Below are 17,168 nucleotides of genomic sequence, written 5' to 3' on the forward strand. Positions count from 1 at the left end.
GAGGACTTGACCTCTTTCGTCCACGTGCGGATCGAAGGGGCCTCGCCGTCGATGGCGGTCTTGGCGGTGCGGAGGAAGTTCGTCACCGTCACGCCGGGGATCTCGACGGGATACTGCATCGCCAGGAACAGGCCGGCGCGGGCGCGCTCGTCCACCGACATCTGGAGGACGTCTTCGCCGTCGAGCGTGATCGTGCCGCTGGTCACGTTGTACTTCGGGTGACCGGCGATCGTGTACGCGAGCGTCGACTTGCCCGAGCCATTGGGGCCCATGATGGCGTGGGTCTCGCCGGTGCGGATGGTGAGCGTCACACCGTTGAGGATGGGCGTGGTTCCGGCATCCGTCTCGACCGTCACGTGGAGGTCGCGGATCTCGAGGACAGACATTCAGACTTCTCTTCTCATTGTGCGGGCGGTCGGGTCCGTGAGGAGCTATCCGACCGGCTTCTTCACAGCAGGATCGATGAGCACGTCGTCGCCGTCGATCACGACGGCGAACACGGGGACGGGCTCGTAAGCGGGGAGGTTGAGGGGCTGGCCGGTGCGCAGCGAGAACGCCGAGCCGTGGGCCCAGCACTCGAGCGTGTCGCCGTCGACGAAGCCTTCGGCGAGCGAGATGTCGCCGTGGGTGCAGGTGTCGCCGATGGCATGGACCTCGCCGGCGGAGTCGAGGACGACCGCCATGGCGACGCCGTCGACCTCGACGCGGATGGCCGCATCCTGCTCGAGCTCGCTGAGGGCGCACACGCGCTGGGCGGTCATCGGGCGACCGCCTGCGCGAGTTCTTCCTCGATCGCCGCGAAGAGCTCGGCCTCGAGCGTGGGGACGCCCATCTTCTGCACGATCTCGGCGAGGAATCCGAGGACCACGAGGCGACGGGCCTCGTCCTCCTGGATGCCACGGGCCTGCAGGTAGAACAGCTGCTCGTCGTCGAAGCGACCCGTCGCGCTGGCGTGACCGGCGCCGCGGATGTCGCCCGTCTCGATCTCGAGGTTCGGGATCGACTCAGCGCGCGCGCCGTCGGTGAGCACGAGGTTGCGGTTCGCCTCGTACGAGTCGGTGCCGACAGCGTCGGGCCCGATGAGCACGTCGCCGATCCAGACGCTCCGCGCGCCCTCGCCCTGCAGCGCACCCTTGTAGAGCACGTCGCCGGACGTCTCCGGCCCCTTGTGGTGCAGGTAGACCTGGCTCTCGAGGTGCTGGCCGGCGTCGGAGTAGCTGAGACCGTACAGCTCGCCGCGCGATCCGGCTCCGGCGAGCTCGACGCTGGGGTTCACCCGGACGACGCCGCCGCCGAAGCTGACGACGATGTGCCGGAGGGTCGCATCGCGCTCGACGCGGGCCTGGTGGGATGCCGCGTGCACCGCGGCATCGTCCCATCGCTGCACCGTCACCAGCGTGAGGTGCGCGCCGTCGCGGACGATGATCTCGACGTTCTGGGCGTGCAGTGCGGTGCCGGTGTGGTGGAGCACCACGGTCGCGTGCGAGTTGGCCTGCGCCTCGATCACGACGTGCGCGTGCGCGACGCCGCCCGTTCCCTTGAGGTCGACCAGGACCGGCTCGGAGAGCTCGGCGCCGGCCGGGATGCGCAGCAGGGGCGCTTCGGCCTCCTGGCTCCACGCGATCGCGCTCGGGAGGTCCTCGGGCTGGAACACCTCGCCGCGCGGGGCGGTGCCCACGGCGAGTCGCTGCTGGACGAGTTCGTCCGGCGCATCGACGGTCACCTCGATGACCCCGTGGGGCCCGGCCTCGTCGACGAACAGCGCGGCCAGCTTGTCCACCGGCGTGTGCTTCCAGTTGACCTCGCGGCCCGTGGGGGCGGCGAAGTCCGAGGGGTCGAACGAGCGGAGACGCTCATCGCGGGTCTGCACCGGCACGAACGCACCGGCGCCATCGGTGTGGCCCTGCGCACCGGGGACGGTGGCGGGGGCCTGGGTCATGGAACTCACTATCCGACGGATCCTTCCATGCCCATCTCGATGAGCTTGTTCAGTTCGAGTGCGTACTCCATCGGCAGCTCGCGGGCGATCGGCTCGATGAAGCCGCGCACGATCATGGCCATGGCCTCGTCCTCGGGCATGCCGCGGCTCATGAGGTAGAAGAGCTGCTCCTCGCTGACCTTGGAGACCGTCGCCTCGTGGCCGAGCTGCACGTCGTCCACGCGGATGTCGATGGCCGGATACGTGTCGGAGCGCGAGATCGTGTCGACCAGCAGCGCGTCGCAGCGCACCGTGTTCGCCGAGTGGTGCGCATTGGCGTCGACGCGCACCTCGCCGCGGTAGCCCGCGCGGCCCCCGCCGCGTGCGATCGACTTCGAGACGATCGACGACTGGGTGTACGGCGCCATGTGGATCATCTTCGCGCCGGCGTCCTGGTGCTGGCCGGGACCGGCGAAGGCGACGGACAGCGTCTCGCCCTTGGCGTGCTCCCCGACCAGGAAGATCGACGGGTACTTCATCGTGACCTTGGACCCGATGTTGCCGTCGATCCACTCCATCGTGGCGCCCTCGTGGGCGACCGCACGCTTGGTGACGAGGTTGTAGACGTTGTTCGACCAGTTCTGGATGGTCGTGTAGCGCACGCGTGCGTTCTTCTTCACGACGATCTCGACGACCGCCGAGTGCAGCGAGTCGCTCTTGTAGATCGGGGCGGTGCAGCCTTCGATGTAGTGCACGTACGAGCCCTCGTCGGCGATGATGAGCGTCCGCTCGAACTGGCCCATGTTCTCCGTGTTGATGCGGAAGTACGCCTGGAGCGGGATCTCGACGTGCACGCCCGGGGGCACGTAGACGAACGAGCCGCCCGACCACACCGCCGTGTTGAGCGCGGCGAACTTGTTGTCGCCGGCCGGGATGACCGTGCCGAAGTACTCCTCGAAGAACTCCGGGTGCTCGCGCAGTGCGGTGTCGGTGTCCATGAAGATGACACCCTGCGCCTCGAGCTGCTCGTTGATCTGGTGGTAGACCACTTCGGACTCGTACTGCGCGGCGACGCCCGCGACGAGGCGCTGGCGCTCGGCCTCGGGGATGCCCAGGCGCTCGTACGTGTTGCGGATCTCCTCGGGGAGCTCCTCCCAGCTGCCGGCCTGCTTCTCGGTCGAGCGCACGAAGTACTTGATGTTGTCGAAGTCGATCTCGCTGAGGTCGGCACCCCAGGTCGGCATCGGCTTGCGCCCGAACAGCTGATAGCCCTTCAGGCGGGTCTTCAGCATCCACTCCGGTTCGCTCTTCAGAGCCGAGATGCCGCGGACCACGTTCTCATTGATGCCACGCTGCGCCACGGCGCCCGCGGCGTCCGTGTCGTGCCATCCGAATTCGTAGACACCCAGGCCATCCAGCTCCGGGCGGTCGATCAGCACATCAGACATCGTCACGTTCTCCTCCGGGCTCTAGCGGTTCATCCGCCCCGGCATTCCGGCTCCTCCGGTGGAGTTACCGGAGGGGGATGCCGCTCGTGGGCCCTCTCATTCGGCGCTGACCTTCGCGCCTAGACTGTCAGTGGTTCACCGCGCCCGAACCCATGCGGTTCTGCGCGCGTGACCGACCCCTCGATTCTACAGGCTCCACCCCGGCACCGGGTTCCGCATGTCCTGCGGGCCGTCGTGCGGAGCCCTCACCAGGAGGCGATGAGAAGCATGTCCGCGCAACCGACGACGACGGAGCCCGGCGTGAGGCGGCGCTTGTGGGACCGGCTCCCTGCGACGATCGATCGCCGCGTGATCGCGCTGGCGTGGGCGACCCTGGTGGTGCAGATCGGGATCGTCGGCACCGGCGGCCTGGTACGGCTCACGGGGTCCGGGCTCGGCTGCCCGACCTGGCCCCGCTGCACCCCGGAGTCCTTCGTCGCGACGCCGGAGATGGGCATCCATGGCGTGATCGAGTTCGGCAACCGCCTGCTCACCTTCGTGCTCGTGGTCGTGGCGATCCTGATGTTCCTCTTCGTCGTGCGGATGCGGCGGGAGCGGCCCGACCTTTTCTGGCTCTCGCTGGCGATCGGCCTCTACGTTCCGCTGCAGGCCGTGATCGGCGGGATCACCGTCCTCACGAACCTCAACCCCTACGTGGTCGGCCTGCACTACTTCGCCTCCGTCGTGCTCGTGGCGCTCTCGGCGGTGCTCGTCGTGCGCGTCTACGCCACGCCCGGTCCGCGCGTACGCGCCGTACCCCGCTGGTATGCCCTCACAACCCACCTCACCAGCGTGTTCGTGGTCGTCACGGTCGTCGTCGGCATTCTGGTCACCGGCTCCGGTCCTCACGCCGGCGACGGCGGCGCTGCGCGGAACGGCCTCGACGCCGAGTTCATGCAGCACGTCCACTCGTGGCCCGCCTACATCACCTTCGCTCTCACGATCGTCCTGCTGGTCGGCGCGCGCCGGACTCCCCCTGCCCTGCGCCTCCCCCTCTGGGTCGGGCTTCTGCTCTCGGTCGAGCTGGCGCAGATCGTGGTCGGCCTCTGGCAGGCGCGCACGGGCCTGCCCATCTGGCTGGTGAACATCCACATGGTGCTGGCGGTGATGCTCGTGGCGGCGATGACGGCCGTGGTGATGAATCTGAAGGCACCGGTCGCCGACCTGGAGCGCACAGCAGACTCATAGGCGGCACATCGCTTCCGCACCGGGGCGGATGGAAGCGTGACGGATGCCGCGGCCGACCTGGGCCGCGAATCCCGAGGAGTGATCGAACATGTCCACCCGCCCCCGCCTGGTCCGCAGCATCCCCTTCTGGGCTCTCCTGGCCGCCTCGCTCGCGACGGCCGTCACCGGAGCCGTGCTCCTGATCGACAAGCTCGGCGTGATGACCACGACCCTCACCGACGGCACCGCCACGGGTGTCGAGGTCTACGTCGGCCAGACCGTCGCGGTCGTCGGAGGCATCCTGCTGGGCGCCGGCGTGCTCGGCGTGCTGATCACGCTCGCGATCGCCGCCGCCGCGACGCTGCGCCCGTATGCGCCGGTCGAGGCTGCCCAGCCGCTCGACGCGACGACGGCAGAAGACGCCCCCGTCGCCGGCCACGGCTACGAGAACGGACTCGGCTACACCTCGGCCATCGAGACCGCCGAGCCCACCGAGACTACGGAGCCGGCGCCTACGCGCTGACCTTCTCACTTCGGCCCCACGCCTGACACCGTCGGCGCGTGGGGCCGTTGGCCGCGCCTCGGGCGGGGGTCGCCTCAGTGGCGCGCGACGATGGCCGCGGCATCCGTCCCCGCCGGCAGCACCCCGTACTGCGCTCCCCGGTCCTCGCCCAGCCGCGCGGCGATGAACGCCTCGGCGTCGGTCGACGGCGCATGACGCAGCATCAGGGATGCCTGGAACGCCAGGGCCAGCGATTCGGTCAGGCGGCGTGCCTGCGCCTGCGCCTCGCCCGGGTCGGCACCTGCGAGCCTGCCCAGGAGCGCGAGCGTGCGCTCGGCATGCGTGTCGAGGACCTTCGACGCCCCGGTCGTCGCGGACAGCTCGTCGGCGAAGGCCTCGGCCGAGTCGGGGTCGCGCGTGAGTGCGCGCAGGACGTCGAGCGCGATGACGTTGCCGGAGCCCTCCCAGATCGCCATGACCGGCTGCTCGCGATACCGCCGCGCGAGCGGGAAGGCCTCGGTGTAGCCGTTGCCGCCGAGGCACTCGAGGGCCTCGTACGCGTGCTGGGGGCCGCGTTTGCAGACCCAGTATTTCGACACCGGCGTCGCGAGCCGGCGGAGGGCGACGTCGCGATCGGACGCCTCGGCCTCGAAGAGCTGCGCCAGGCGCAGGCCGGTCAGCATCGCCGCCTCGGACTCGAGCGCGAGATCGGCGAGGACCGCCGTCATCGACGGCTGATCCACGAGATTCGCGCCGAACGCCGTGCGACCGCGTGCGTGCCACACCGCCTCGGCGACGGCCTGGCGCATCCCCGCGGCCGTACCGAGCACGCAGTCCAGACGTGTGCGCTCGACCATCTCGATGATCGTGCGCACACCGCGGCCGGGCTCGCCGAGCACGAATCCCACCGTGCCGTCGAACTCGACCTCGGCGGACGCGTTCGATCGGTTGCCGAGCTTGTCCTTCAGACGCTGCAGGCGGAACACGTTGCGCATGCCGTGCGGGAGCAGGCGCGGCACGAAGAGGCATGAGAGTCCCTCCTCTGTCGCTCCGGACCGCGTGTGGGCGAGCACGAGGAAGCCGTCCGACATCGGCGCCGAGCAGAACCACTTGTGACCGGTGAGCTGATACGCGTGGCCGCCCATCGACTCGCCGACCGTGGTGCCCGCGCGCACGTCCGACCCGCCCTGCTTCTCCGTCATCGCCATGCCGATGAGCGCACTGGTCTTGTCCTCGGCCGTCAGGAGTCGCGGCTCGTACTCACGCGAGTACAGCCGCGGCAGCCAGCCGTCGGCCACCCACGGCGAGTCCCGGATGGAGGCGACGGCCGCGTGGGTCATCGACACCGGACACGCGTGGCCGGGCTCGACCTGTGCGAAGAGCATGAACGTGGCCGCGCGGGCCACGTGCGCCCCGGGCCGCGGATCGGACAACGCCGACGTGTGCGCACCGTGAGCGAGCGCCGCGGCGATGACGCGATGATACGACGAGTCGTACTCCACCTCGTCGAGACGGAATCCCCAGCGGTCGTGCGTGTGGAGCACGGGCGTGTGCACGTTCGCCAGGTGCGCGTCGCGCTGGAAGGCCGTCGAGCCCACGAGCGCTCCGGCGTCATGGAGGGCCGGGGCCGCCCATCCCGCGCCGAACGCCTCCACCGCAGCGGTGAGCGGCTCATTCACCGCGAACTCGTCGATGTCCACCCGCCACGGCGGTTGATTCTCGACGTAGTGCGTCGCCGCGCCGATCACCCGCTGCCCGCGTGAGAACGACGTCATGAAGGCTCTCCCTCATCGCGGGACAGGGCCAGCGCCGCCTGCTCGTCGAACGTCAGGGGCGCGCGCGTGATGACGTCGTGCACGAACTCCAGTTTGTGCCGCACCGGTCCGACGATGGTGAACGGATAGAGATCGCCGAAGCCCATGGCGCGGTTGATGCGGTTGAAGCCCTGCGACATCCACTCCCAGTCGCTCAGCAGGCGCTGGACGGGCTCGTCGCGATACGACGCGAGAGGGACGACGTCGGTGTCGCGCAGGTTCGTGACCGACGCATCGAGGTGGATGCCGATCACCGCCGCGGTCTGCAGGGTTCCGGTGATGTGCAGGTAGTGGGCGAAGGTCTCGGCGAAGTCCTCCCAGGGGTGCATGGTCGCGTACTCGGAGATGAAGCTGTCGTGCCACTCCGGAGGGGCGCCGAGCTTGTAATGACGGGACAGAGCCTCCTTGTAGCTCGCGCGCTCGTCGCCGAACAGCTCACGACATCGGCGCCAGGACTCGTCGTTCGTGAGCAGCACGTTCTGGAAGTAGTGGCCGACCTCGTGCCGGAGGTGGCCGAGGATCGTCCGGTACGGCTCCCCGAGCCGCACCCGCAGCGCCTCACGCCGGTCGTCCAGGCTCTCCGCGAGGTCGATCGTGATGATGCCGTTGGCGTGGCCGATCATCACCTTCTTGCCGTCGGTCAGGCTCGAGATGAGGTCGAAGCCGAGCCCGCCCGGCTTCACGTCCCACGGCACGATCGGCAGTCCGAGATCGCCCAGCTGCAGCAGGAGGCGGCGCTTGGCCTCCTCGGTCTTGGCCAGCTTCTCGAGCGCGACCGTGTCGTCCGCGGCGGGCTGGCGCCGCGTGAGCCGGCACGAGAAGCAGCGCCCGGCGGGCGCGTCCTCGCGCACCAGCCAGTTGCAGTCCCAGTCGCGGTTCGAGCAGGTGTACCACGTCTTGTCGTCGATCGTCACCTGGCCATGACGGACGCCGAAGAAGTCCCGCGTGACGATGTGATAGCCGAGCTCGGCTTCGCAGTTCGGGCACGTCAGCGCGTCGAGGTAGACGAAGTGGCGACAGTGCGGGCAGCGGGGCTGAGAGCTCACGGTTTCACCGTAGTGCCCGTCGTTCTCGGCAGGACCTCGATCCCGCTCATGTCGCGGGCGCCAGCGGGAGTCTCAGCAGCAGGTCGTCCTCCGCGCGCGGACTCCCCCGGCCATCCGTGTTGTTCGTGAGCACCCACAGCGTGCCGTCGGGAGCGGCCACGGCGTCGCGGAGCCTGCCCTGTTCGCCCGCGAGGACGGCCAGCGGCTCGGCGGCGAGAGCACCGGCGGCGGTGTCGACCGTCCACAGCCGTTCGCCCCGCAGTCCCGCGACGAACACCGTGTCACCGTACGCGGCGATTCCGCTCGGGCTCGCCTCGCTCGGCGCCCACGACTCCACGGGGTCCACCATCCCGTCGCGGCCGGCCTCCCCCTCGACGACCGGCCAGCCGTAGTTCGCGCCGGCGTCGATGCGGTTCAGCTCGTCCCAGGTGTTCTGGCCGAACTCGCTGGCCCACATCGTGCCGTCGCTCGTCCACGCCAGTCCCTGCACGTTGCGGTGTCCGAGTGTCCACACGGCGTTGTCCCACGGATTGCCGGGCGCCGGTTCGCCCTCAGGGGTCAGCCGCAGGATCTTGCCCCCGAGCGCAGCGGGATCCTGCGGCGCCTCGCGCCGCTGGGCGTCGCCCGTCGACACGTACAGGAAGCCGTCCGGTCCGAACGCGAGGCGTCCGCCGTCGTGGGTGTTCGCACGGGGAATGCCCTCGATGACGACCTCGGACTCGCCGAGGGCCAGTGCTCCGGGATCGCCCTGCAGCGGCATCCGGACCACCCGGTTGTCGTCCTCGGCGCCGTGATACGCGTACAGCCAGGCTTCGGCGCCGTCCTCCAGCATCGCCAGGCCGTGGAGTCCCGACTCTCCACCCGAGACCACGCCCGGGATCGTGCCCGCCTCCCGGAGATCGCCCGCCGGCGTCAGCTCGAGCACGCGGCCGTCGTCGCGCTGCGAGATGAGCGCTCCCCCGTCGCCGATCGGCACGACGGACCACGGCGCAGCCAGGCCCGACGCGAGAGTCTGCGGCTCGCCGCCCACGCGCCACCATCCCGCCGTAGCCGCCGCCGACGGGGCCGGGGATGCCGAACCGGCCGCCGAAGTCGACGCACGGGACGGGATAGGAGAGGGGGCTGTCGCCGCGGTGCAGCCGGATGCCCCTACCACGGCGAGCACGAGACCCCCGAGCGCGACCGCTCGACGCGCGCGCATCACGCTGCTGCGGCCGCCGCCTCGATCGCGGCGATGTCGATCCGGTGCATCGACAGCATCGCCTGCACCGCCCGGTGGGCGGTCTCGGGGTCGGGATGGCGGATGAGCTCGATCAGGCGGTCGGGGATGATCTGCCACGAGAGACCCCAGCGGTCCTTGAGCCAGCCGCAGGGCTGCTCCTCGCCCCCGTCGGAGATCAGCGCATACCAGTAGCGGTCGACCTCGCTCTGATCGCCGCACGCGACATAGAGCGAGACCGCTTCGGTGAAGGGGAACTGGGGCCCGGCATCCATTGCGTAATAGTCACGGCCGGCGAGACGGAAGTGGGCGTGCATGACCTTCCCGCCCATGCCCGGCACCTCATCGGGATACCTACCGATGGAGACGATCGCCGAATCGGGGATGAGCTCGGTGTAGAAGCCGATCGCCGCCTCGGCGTCGTTGTCGAACCACAGGAACGGAGTCACGTCGGTCATGGGGGCCTCCTCGAGATTCCCCCAGGCTCCCCCGTCCCGGCGGGGCGGTCAAGCGGGTGACGAACGCTCGTCGCCCGCATCCTGCAGAAACGCGAAAATCCCCGGCGAACCGGGGACTCTCTTTTCGGTGGACCTGAGGGGACTCGAACCCCTGACCCCCTGCATGCCATGCAGGTGCGCTACCAGCTGCGCCACAGGCCCTTGTTTCGCTGCCCCGCGAGGCAACTCCACAAGCTTACAACACGTCGGAGCGTGCTCCGAACCAGCCGCGACCTACTCGGCGGGCGTCGCGGCGGGCACCTCGACCGGCACCACCGGGCAGTCCTTCCAGAGCCGCTCGAGCCCGTAGTACACGCGCTCCTGCTCGTGGAAGACGTGCACCACCAGGTCGCCGAAGTCGAGCAGGACCCAGCGCGCCTCCTGGCGCCCTTCGCGGCGCAGTCGCTTGTGCCCGGCCTCGAGCAGACGGTCCTCGATCTCGTCGGCGATCGCGGCGACGTTGCGCTCGCTGCGTCCGGTCACGAGCAGGAAGATGTCGACGAGCGGCAGCGGCTCGGACACGTCGAGCGCGACGAGGTCCTCTCCGCCCTTCGCGTCTGCGGCGACCGCCGCGATCTGCAGCATGTCGATGGACTGAGCGGATGCCGTCATCACAGCACTCCTGTCACGAAGGCGAGGATGAGGACGCCGACCAGCGCCAGGGCGAGGGCGCCGGCGGTGATCGCGAGCGTGAGCATGAGCTTGCTGCCCTTTTCGGGCACGGGGGGCCGGATGACCTCGCCGGCGGTCTTCACCGTGCTGATCGCCGCGCTGGCCGCGATCGGCGTCGGCGACGAGTGGGCCGGGAGTTCGCCGTCGACCAGAGTCGCGTCGACCTCCTTGCCGTCGGCGGTGCCGCGGGCGTGGCCGGTCGAGCCGAGGCCTTCCGGCAGATTGAACGTGCCGGTGATGAGCACCTCGCCGGTCGAGCTGAGGGGCGCGACGATCGGCGCGACCTCTGGGGCCTGCGAGAGGATCAGGGCATTCGGCATAGACACGGAGCCCGTGCGCGCGAGGAGCTGGTCGAACGAAGGCGGCAGGTCCGCCTGCTCGGCTTCGCCGGAGAGAAGGCCTGCGCCCAGGAGCGGGCTCACGCTGCGCTCCTTCTCGGCGGCCTCCTTCTCAGCGGCGTCAGCGGCCGTCTCTGCAGTGGGACGGGCGTCCGACCACGGCGAGACCGTGCGTGCCGGCTCCGGCCGGGACGGCGTCGCGACGCTCTCCGGAGAGGCGATGATCGGCGCAGGGGCCGTCGGCAGGCCGAACAGGTCGTGCATGCCGCTGTTCAGGCCCACAGGCTCGGTGCGAGTCAAGGACGGCGCCTCAGTGAGGACACTCGACGACGAGGTGGAGGCGGAGTGCGCCGCGGCCACCTCCGGCGTGATGACGGGAACGGATGCCGTCCGGATGCGCTCCTGCTGGCGTGCCTGACGGCGCGTCAGGGCCGGGGCGCCCAGGTCGACGGAGGAATCGGCGGCGGGGGCGGGAGGCACCACGACCGGTGCGGCGGCGCGCGGAAGATGCGCAGAGCCGATCGGCGCGTGCGCGGGCTGCGGTCCGGCCGGGGCGGGCGGCGTCGGTCGCGGCTCGGAAGAGGCAGGCGCCGTCTGCGGCGGTGCGGTCTGTGCGGGCGCGGGCGGCTCGGGCGCGGCCTGAGCCGACGGCTCCTCGGCCACAGGGGCTGCGGATGGCTCCGCGGGAGCGGCGGCGGCAGCCGCGCTCTCGGGTGTGATCACAGGGGTCGATCCGGTGTTCCGGATCTCGCGCATCTGCTTGCGCGTCAGCGGTGGGTTCGCCGGCTGCTCGGGTTCAGTCATTCCTTGCTCCGGTAGAGATGATGCTTCGCAATGTATTGGACGACCCCGTCGGGGACCAGGTACCACACCGGGTGTCCTTGTTCTACGCGGTCGCGACAGTCCGTCGACGAGATGGCGAGAGCGGGGATCTCGAGCTGACTCACGTCTTCACTGGGCAATCCGTCCGTGCTGAGCACGTGCCCGGGGCGGGAGACCGCGACGAAATGCGCGAGGTCCCACAACTCATCATGGTCCCTCCAACTGAGAATTTGCGCTATGGCGTCGGCGCCGGTGATGAAGTACAGCTCAGCGTCGGGCCGCTGGGCCTTCAGATCGCGCAGCGTGTCGATCGTGTACGTCGGCCCGGACCGGTCGATGTCGACGCGGCTCACCGTGAAGCGGGGATTGGATGCCGTGGCGATCACCGTCATCAGATAGCGATGCTCGCTCGGCGAGACGTCGTACTTCTGCCACGGCTGCCCGGTGGGCACGAACACGACCTCGTCGAGATCGAACCACTGCGCGACCTCGCTGGCGGCGACCAGGTGCCCGTGATGGATGGGATCGAACGTCCCACCCATGACCCCGATCCTCGGGGCGGCCGTCACCGACATGCAGTACGGCCCTAGTGGCCGTGCCCCACGTGCTGAACGTCGTTGGCGTGGGCGCGGGCGTACGCCTCGGCCTTGTGCGAGTGGCGGTTGGCGACGTTGCGGTACGAGAGCGTCACGATGGCCAGCGCGCCGAAGATGAGGAGCGCAACGATGCCGTAGCCGACGGTCTCGAGAGCGACGTTGCCGTGGTGCTCGGTCTCTTCCGCCGCGAGGGCGACGATCGTGGCGATGGTCATTCGGACTCCGTTCCGTTCGCCTGCGGGCACAGGCTGTCTCTCAGTTTAGGCGGTCAGGCGCGCACTTGTCCGACGCCCCGCGCCAGCCACTTCGTGCTCGTGAGTTCGGAGAGCCCCATCGGGCCGCGCGCGTGGAGCTTCTGCGTCGAGATCCCGACCTCGGCGCCGAAGCCGAACTCGCCGCCGTCGGTGAACCGCGTCGAGGCGTTGACCATGACCACGGCGGAGTCCACCTCGGCGAGGAACCGCTCCGCATGGGCGGGGTCCTCGGTGATGATCGACTCCGTGTGATGCGTCGAGTAGCGGCGGATGTGGTCGAGCGCGTCGTCGAGGTCGTCGACGACGCGTACGGCGATGTCGAGGCTGAGGTATTCGGTCGCCCAGTCCTCGTCGGTCGCCGGCACCACGTCGGCTGCGAGGGACGACACCGTCTCGTCGCCGTGCACGATGACGCCAGAGCTGCGCAGCGCCGCCACGACCGGGGGCACGAGGCGATCGGCGGCGTCCCGCACGACGAGCACCGTCTCGACGGCGTTGCAGACGCTCGGACGCTGGGTCTTGGCGTTCACGACGATGTCGCGTGCCCATTCGAGCGGAGCCGTGGTGTCGAGCACGATGTGGACGACACCCGCTCCGGTCTCGATGACGGGCACCGACGATTCGGTGACGACGGTCTCGATGAGCTGGGCGCTCCCCCGCGGCACGAGCACATCGACGATGCCGCGCGCCTGCATGAGCTCGCGCGCCCCCTCGCGGCCGAACTCGTCCACCGTCTGGATCGCCTCGGGTTCGATCCCGCACTCGGCGAGGGCCCCGCGCATCGCCCGCACCAGGGCGGCGTTCGTGCGCTCGGCTGCCGAGCCGCCACGCAGCACGACCGCGTTGCCCGAGCGAAGCGCGAGTGCGGCGATGTCGACGGTGACGTTGGGACGGGCCTCGTAGATGGAGCCGACGACGCCGAACGGGACCGCGACCTTCGTCAGCTCGACGCCGTTCTCGAGCGTGCGGCGGTCGAGCACGCGTCCGACCGGGTCGGGCAGCTCAGCGACGTCTCTCACGGCGGCGGCCAGGGCGGCGACCCGCGGCTCGTCCAGGCGGAGCCGGTCCTGCAGGGCCACCGACAGCCCTGTGCTGCGTCCGCGCTCGAGGTCTTCGCCGTTCGCGGCGACGATGTCGCCGGCGGCGTTCTCGATCGCACGCGCGATCGCCGCGAGGGCATCCCGCTTGGCGGCGTCTGTGAGGAGCCCGACGGTGCGGGAGGCCTCCTTGGCGAGGAGCATCCGCTCGCGGGCGGTCGTGGCCGTCGTGGTCATCCGCTCAGTTTATCGGCGGCCGTGCGCACAGGTCCGGTCGCCGCGGGGGCGGTCGGCTCGGGGTTCGGCTGGAACCAGGTGCCGATGTCGGCGCCCGCGAGTGCGCGGTCGACGAGGTCGGCGCTCGTGACGAGCACGCCGATTCCGGATGCCGCGGCCAGCCGTGCGGCCGAGACCTTGGTCGCCGCACCGCCGGTGCCGACGCTGTTGACGACGACGGAGCCGAACTCGAAGCCCTGCAGGTCGTCGCCGTAGGCGACGCGCGGGATGGGTGTCGCGCCGGGCTCGTCCGGCGGGCGGGTGTACAGGCATTCGATGTCGCTGAGCAGCACCAGAGCATCGGCCCCGATCAGCTGCGCCACGAGGGCTGCGAGCCGGTCGTTGTCGCCGAAGCGGATCTCGTGGGTCGCGACGGTGTCGTTCTCGTTGACGATCGGCAGGATGCGCAGGCCGAGGAGCCGCTCCATCGCGCGGCGCGCGTTGGACCGGTGCATGGGATTCTCGAGGTCGCCCGCCGTGAGCAGCACCTGTCCTGCGACGATCCGGAAGGGGCGCAGAGCGGCCTGGTACCGGTAGATCAGCACGTTCTGGCCGACCGCCGCGGCGGCCTGCTGGGTGGCGAGGTCGCTCGGACGCTCGTCGAGCAGGAGGTAGGGCATGCCCGTGGCGATGGCGCCCGACGAGACGAGGACGATCTCGGTTCCCCGGCCGTGTGCCGCGGCGAGGGCGTCGACGATCGGAGCGATGTTCGCAGCGTTGTCGCCGCTGATCGAGGAGGACCCGACCTTCACGACGACCCTTCGCGCCTGAGGCAGGTCGCCGCGCTCGAGCGTCACTCGTCGCCCTCCGCGCTCCAGTCCTTCGCTGCGCGGCGCTCGGCCTCGAGTTCGGCGCGGGCGTCGGCCTTCGCGTCCATCATGTCGTGGTAGCGCTCGCGACGCTCGGTCGTCGTACGACGGCCGCTCTGGACCAGGCGCGGATCGGTGCCGCGCGGAGCCGTCGCCAGTTCGGCGACCGACGTGAGCGACGGCTCCCAGTCGAAGACGATGCCGTCGCCCTCGCCGATGACCACGGTCGCTCCGGGAGTCGCGCCGGCACGGAAGAGCTCGTCCTCGACGCCGAGCTTCTCGAGCCTGTCGGCGAGGAAACCCACCGCCTCTTCGTTCTGGAAGTCGGTCTGCTGCACCCACCGCACCGGCTTCTCGCCCAGGATGCGGTAGATGTTGCCGTAGGTGCCGCCCTCGACGCGCACCCAGAACTCCTTCTCGGAGCCCTTGGGGCGGATGACGATGCGCTCGGGGGGCGGGGTCTTCGCCTGCTCGACGCGGTGCGCCGAGACGATGTCACCGAGCGCGTAGGTGAGCTGGCGGAGACCCGCGTGACTGACGGTGGAGATCTCGAACACGCGGAAGCCGCGCGCTTCGAGCTCGGGCCGCACGAGGTCTGCCAGATCCTTGGCCTCGGGCACGTCGACCTTGTTCAGCGCGATGAGCTGCGGACGGTCGAGGAGAGGCGTCTGGCCCTCGGGAACGGGGTACGCACCCAGTTCGGCGAGGATCACGTCGAGGTCGGTCAGCGGGTCGCGACCGGGATCGAGCGTGGCGCAGTCGAGGACGTGCACCAGCGCGGTGCAGCGCTCGACGTGGCGGAGGAACTCGAGGCCCAGGCCCTTGCCCTCGCTCGCGCCCTCGATGAGGCCGGGAACGTCGGCGACGGTGAACCGGACTTCTCCCGCCTGCACGACGCCGAGGTTGGGGTGCAGCGTGGTGAACGGGTAGTCGGCGATCTTCGGCCGCGCGGCCGAGACGGCCGCGATCAGACTGGACTTGCCGGCCGAGGGGAAGCCGACCAGAGCCACATCGGCCACGGTCTTCAGCTCGAGCTGGACGTCGCCTTCCCATCCGGGGGTGCCGAGCAGCGCGAAGCCGGGCGCCTTCCGCTTGGGGTTCGCCAGCGCCGCGTTGCCGAGCCCGCCGAGGCCGCCGGGGGCGACGACGAAGCGCATGCCGGGGTCGATCATGTCGACGAGAGTCTCGCCCGAGGCATCCTTCACCACCGTGCCGACCGGCACGGGGAGCTCGAGCGACTCGCCGGCCGCGCCGGACCGGTGGTCGCCCATGCCGAAGCCGCCGTTGCCGCCGGAGCGATGCGGCGAGTGGTGGTACGAGAGGAGGGTGGTCACCTGGGGGTCGGCGACGAGCACGACGTCGCCGCCATGCCCGCCGTTGCCGCCGTCGGGGCCGGCCAGCGGCTTGAACTTCTCACGGCGCACGGACACGCAGCCGTTGCCGCCCTTGCCGGCGCGCAGATGCAGCGTCACACGATCGACGAAAGTGACCATGCGTTCCCCCTCACGAAGCGGTCTGGGTCAGGCCCAGAGTAAAGGGAAAGGGGCGAGCCGAAGCCCGCCCCTTCCTCGAGTATGTGTGGTCCGAGGAATTACTCCGCGGCGGCCACGATGTTGACGACCTTGCGGCCGCCCTTCTGGCCGAACTCGACAGCGCCCGCCGCAAGGGCGAACAGCGTGTCGTCGCCACCGCGGCCGACGTTGGCGCCGGGGTGGAAGTGGGTGCCGCGCTGACGGACGATGATCTCGCCGGCGAGGACCTGCTGGCCGCCGAAGCGCTTCACGCCCAGTCGCTGAGCGTTGGAGTCACGACCGTTGCGGGTGGAGCTTGCGCCCTTTTTGTGTGCCATCTCTGCGTCTCTTCCTGGACTTACTTGATGCCGGTGACCTTGACGCGCGTGAGGTCCTGACGGTGCCCCTGGCGCTTCTTGTAACCGGTCTTGTTCTTGAACTTCTGGATCACGATCTTCGGGCCGCGCTCTTCGCCGAGGACCTCGGCCGTCACGGTCACCTTGGCGAGCTTGTCGGCGTCGGTCGTGACAGCGTCGCCGTCCACGAGGAGGACGGCCGGCAGCTCGATCTTGTCGCCGATCTTCGCGGCCTGGCGGTCGAGGACGACGATCGTGCCGACCTCCACCTTCTCCTGCCGGCCACCGGCGCGCACAACTGCGTAAACCACTTCACACCTGTTTCTACTGAGATGGAGCGCACGGCTCCGGTTGTCTTTGCGAGACTCTGCTCTTGCGAGAAGAGGAAGTCCTGGTGCGGGAGCGACGGCTCCAGCCGGCTGCTGAGCCTGTCGAGCATCGCCATCATCCTGCGAAACGGGACGCACCAAAGGACTACTTTACCGGATGCCGCGACCAACGCCAAAAGCACGGAACCACGTGTCGCGGCGTCGGCGCTGAATATGATCACGGAGTGGCGATCCTCATCGACGATCCGCGCTGGCCGGCCCATGGGCGCCTGTGGGCGCACCTGGTGAGCGACAGCGACCTGGACGAGCTCCACGCGTTCGCCGCCGCCAACGGTATTCCGCGTCGCGGGTTCGATCGCGATCACTACGACGTGCCCGACGAGGCGCACGCCCGTCTGGTCGCAGCGGGCGCGGAGCACGTCGACGGCCACGAGCTCGTGCGCCGGCTCATCGCCTCAGGACTGCGCGTGACGGCACGCGAACGTCGCGCCGGCCGCTGACCCCATCGGAGGCAGCGG

At 69.8% G+C, this 17,168-nt stretch carries 20 protein-coding genes and 1 tRNA gene; 3 read left to right on the top strand and 18 right to left on the bottom strand.

The window, feature by feature from the left end; all coding sequences use genetic code 11:
• From JX005_RS09035 to sufB, 4 genes are all read right to left on the bottom strand, one after another.
• A partial coding sequence (locus tag JX005_RS09035; protein WP_214467175.1) for an ABC transporter ATP-binding protein occupies positions 1 to 386 on the bottom strand: 386 nt, incomplete at its 3' end.
• Between the two features lie 45 nt (positions 387 to 431).
• Positions 432 to 761, bottom strand: coding sequence for a non-heme iron oxygenase ferredoxin subunit (locus tag JX005_RS09040; protein ID WP_214467176.1), 330 nt, complete (start codon positions 759 to 761; stop codon positions 432 to 434).
• Positions 758 to 1,948 carry a Fe-S cluster assembly protein SufD gene (gene sufD, locus JX005_RS09045; RefSeq protein WP_214467177.1) on the bottom strand — a complete coding sequence of 397 codons (1,191 nt, stop codon included), beginning with the start codon at positions 1,946 to 1,948 and terminating at the stop codon, positions 758 to 760. The genes JX005_RS09040 and sufD overlap by 4 nt, the downstream gene beginning before the upstream one ends.
• Complete coding sequence (sufB, locus tag JX005_RS09050) at positions 1,948 to 3,366, bottom strand: Fe-S cluster assembly protein SufB (RefSeq protein ID WP_214467178.1); 1,419 nt, start codon at positions 3,364 to 3,366, stop codon at positions 1,948 to 1,950. The genes sufD and sufB overlap by 1 nt, the downstream gene beginning before the upstream one ends.
• A gap of 267 nt (positions 3,367 to 3,633) precedes the next feature.
• Here sufB and JX005_RS09055 point away from each other — a divergent pair, with 267 nt between their 5' ends.
• Both JX005_RS09055 and JX005_RS09060 read left to right on the top strand, forming a co-directional pair.
• On the top strand, positions 3,634 to 4,593 hold the full coding sequence (locus JX005_RS09055; protein WP_214467179.1) for a COX15/CtaA family protein: 960 nt from the start codon (positions 3,634 to 3,636) through the stop codon (positions 4,591 to 4,593).
• An 88-nt stretch (positions 4,594 to 4,681) separates the two neighbouring features.
• Entirely contained in the window at positions 4,682 to 5,095 is a 414-nt protein-coding gene (locus JX005_RS09060) for a dinucleotide-utilizing enzyme (RefSeq protein WP_214467180.1), read from the top strand.
• Positions 5,096 to 5,169: 74 nt separating this feature from the next.
• Here the strand turns inward: JX005_RS09060 and JX005_RS09065 are convergent, their stop codons facing one another.
• From JX005_RS09065 to rplU, 14 genes are all read right to left on the bottom strand, one after another.
• On the bottom strand, positions 5,170 to 6,849 hold the full coding sequence (locus JX005_RS09065; RefSeq protein WP_214467181.1) for an acyl-CoA dehydrogenase family protein: 1,680 nt from the start codon (positions 6,847 to 6,849) through the stop codon (positions 5,170 to 5,172).
• Positions 6,846 to 7,934 (bottom strand): zinc-binding metallopeptidase family protein, encoded by a 1,089-nt coding sequence (locus JX005_RS09070; protein ID WP_214467182.1) that lies wholly within the window; start codon positions 7,932 to 7,934, stop codon positions 6,846 to 6,848. Before JX005_RS09070 ends, JX005_RS09065 begins: the two co-directional genes overlap by 4 nt.
• A gap of 46 nt (positions 7,935 to 7,980) precedes the next feature.
• Entirely contained in the window at positions 7,981 to 8,964 is a 984-nt protein-coding gene (locus JX005_RS09075; protein WP_307858539.1) for a PQQ-dependent sugar dehydrogenase, read from the bottom strand.
• Positions 8,965 to 9,134: 170 nt separating this feature from the next.
• Complete coding sequence (locus tag JX005_RS09080; protein ID WP_214467184.1) at positions 9,135 to 9,611, bottom strand: VOC family protein; 477 nt, start codon at positions 9,609 to 9,611, stop codon at positions 9,135 to 9,137.
• Positions 9,612 to 9,739: 128 nt separating this feature from the next.
• Positions 9,740 to 9,812 (bottom strand) — tRNA-Ala (locus JX005_RS09085).
• Positions 9,813 to 9,884: 72 nt separating this feature from the next.
• The gene (gene rsfS / locus JX005_RS09090; RefSeq protein WP_214467185.1) at positions 9,885 to 10,262 is read right to left on the bottom strand and encodes a ribosome silencing factor; all 378 of its coding nucleotides are present in this window, start codon (positions 10,260 to 10,262) and stop codon (positions 9,885 to 9,887) included.
• Positions 10,262 to 11,464, bottom strand: coding sequence for a hypothetical protein (locus JX005_RS09095; protein ID WP_214467186.1), 1,203 nt, complete (start codon positions 11,462 to 11,464; stop codon positions 10,262 to 10,264). The genes rsfS and JX005_RS09095 overlap by 1 nt, the downstream gene beginning before the upstream one ends.
• Positions 11,461 to 12,057, bottom strand: a complete 597-nt coding sequence (gene nadD / locus JX005_RS09100) for a nicotinate-nucleotide adenylyltransferase (protein WP_214467187.1) — start codon at positions 12,055 to 12,057, stop codon at positions 11,461 to 11,463. The genes JX005_RS09095 and nadD overlap by 4 nt, the downstream gene beginning before the upstream one ends.
• An 11-nt stretch (positions 12,058 to 12,068) precedes the next feature.
• Positions 12,069 to 12,293, bottom strand: a complete 225-nt coding sequence (locus JX005_RS09105; protein ID WP_214467188.1) for a hypothetical protein — start codon at positions 12,291 to 12,293, stop codon at positions 12,069 to 12,071.
• A gap of 53 nt (positions 12,294 to 12,346) precedes the next feature.
• Positions 12,347 to 13,606, bottom strand: coding sequence for a glutamate-5-semialdehyde dehydrogenase (locus JX005_RS09110; RefSeq protein ID WP_214467189.1), 1,260 nt, complete (start codon positions 13,604 to 13,606; stop codon positions 12,347 to 12,349).
• A complete protein-coding gene (gene proB / locus JX005_RS09115; protein WP_214467190.1) occupies positions 13,603 to 14,442 on the bottom strand; it encodes a glutamate 5-kinase in 840 nt (279 codons plus the stop codon). Before proB ends, JX005_RS09110 begins: the two co-directional genes overlap by 4 nt.
• The gene (gene obgE, locus JX005_RS09120) at positions 14,439 to 15,947 is read right to left on the bottom strand and encodes a GTPase ObgE (RefSeq protein WP_214467191.1); all 1,509 of its coding nucleotides are present in this window, start codon (positions 15,945 to 15,947) and stop codon (positions 14,439 to 14,441) included. The genes proB and obgE overlap by 4 nt, the downstream gene beginning before the upstream one ends.
• 98 nt (positions 15,948 to 16,045) lie before the next feature.
• Positions 16,046 to 16,303, bottom strand: a complete 258-nt coding sequence (gene rpmA / locus JX005_RS09125) for a 50S ribosomal protein L27 (protein ID WP_168914038.1) — start codon at positions 16,301 to 16,303, stop codon at positions 16,046 to 16,048.
• Between the two features lie 20 nt (positions 16,304 to 16,323).
• Positions 16,324 to 16,632 carry a 50S ribosomal protein L21 gene (gene rplU, locus JX005_RS09130; protein ID WP_168914039.1) on the bottom strand — a complete coding sequence of 103 codons (309 nt, stop codon included), beginning with the start codon at positions 16,630 to 16,632 and terminating at the stop codon, positions 16,324 to 16,326.
• Between the two features lie 242 nt (positions 16,633 to 16,874).
• Between rplU and JX005_RS09135 the strand changes: the two genes are divergently transcribed.
• Positions 16,875 to 17,150 carry a DUF4031 domain-containing protein gene (locus JX005_RS09135; RefSeq protein WP_214467192.1) on the top strand — a complete coding sequence of 92 codons (276 nt, stop codon included), beginning with the start codon at positions 16,875 to 16,877 and terminating at the stop codon, positions 17,148 to 17,150.
• Positions 17,151 to 17,168 lie beyond the last annotated feature (18 nt).

Source organism: Microbacterium flavescens, assembly GCF_018588945.1.
Lineage (GTDB): Bacteria > Actinomycetota > Actinomycetes > Actinomycetales > Microbacteriaceae > Microbacterium > Microbacterium flavescens.

Coding starts and splice junctions, on each gene's coding strand:
- JX005_RS09040 (WP_214467176.1), bottom strand. CDS start 761: ATGACCGCCCAGCGCGTGTGCGCCCTCAGCGAGCTCGAGCAGGATGCG.
- sufB (WP_214467178.1), bottom strand. CDS start 3,366: ATGTCTGATGTGCTGATCGACCGCCCGGAGCTGGATGGCCTGGGTGTC.
- JX005_RS09055 (WP_214467179.1), top strand. CDS start 3,634: ATGTCCGCGCAACCGACGACGACGGAGCCCGGCGTGAGGCGGCGCTTG.
- JX005_RS09060 (WP_214467180.1), top strand. CDS start 4,682: ATGTCCACCCGCCCCCGCCTGGTCCGCAGCATCCCCTTCTGGGCTCTC.
- JX005_RS09065 (WP_214467181.1), bottom strand. CDS start 6,849: ATGACGTCGTTCTCACGCGGGCAGCGGGTGATCGGCGCGGCGACGCAC.
- JX005_RS09080 (WP_214467184.1), bottom strand. CDS start 9,611: ATGACCGACGTGACTCCGTTCCTGTGGTTCGACAACGACGCCGAGGCG.
- rsfS (WP_214467185.1), bottom strand. CDS start 10,262: ATGACGGCATCCGCTCAGTCCATCGACATGCTGCAGATCGCGGCGGTC.
- JX005_RS09095 (WP_214467186.1), bottom strand. CDS start 11,464: ATGACTGAACCCGAGCAGCCGGCGAACCCACCGCTGACGCGCAAGCAG.
- nadD (WP_214467187.1), bottom strand. CDS start 12,057: ATGTCGGTGACGGCCGCCCCGAGGATCGGGGTCATGGGTGGGACGTTC.
- JX005_RS09105 (WP_214467188.1), bottom strand. CDS start 12,293: ATGACCATCGCCACGATCGTCGCCCTCGCGGCGGAAGAGACCGAGCAC.
- JX005_RS09110 (WP_214467189.1), bottom strand. CDS start 13,606: ATGACCACGACGGCCACGACCGCCCGCGAGCGGATGCTCCTCGCCAAG.
- obgE (WP_214467191.1), bottom strand. CDS start 15,947: ATGGTCACTTTCGTCGATCGTGTGACGCTGCATCTGCGCGCCGGCAAG.
- rpmA (WP_168914038.1), bottom strand. CDS start 16,303: ATGGCACACAAAAAGGGCGCAAGCTCCACCCGCAACGGTCGTGACTCC.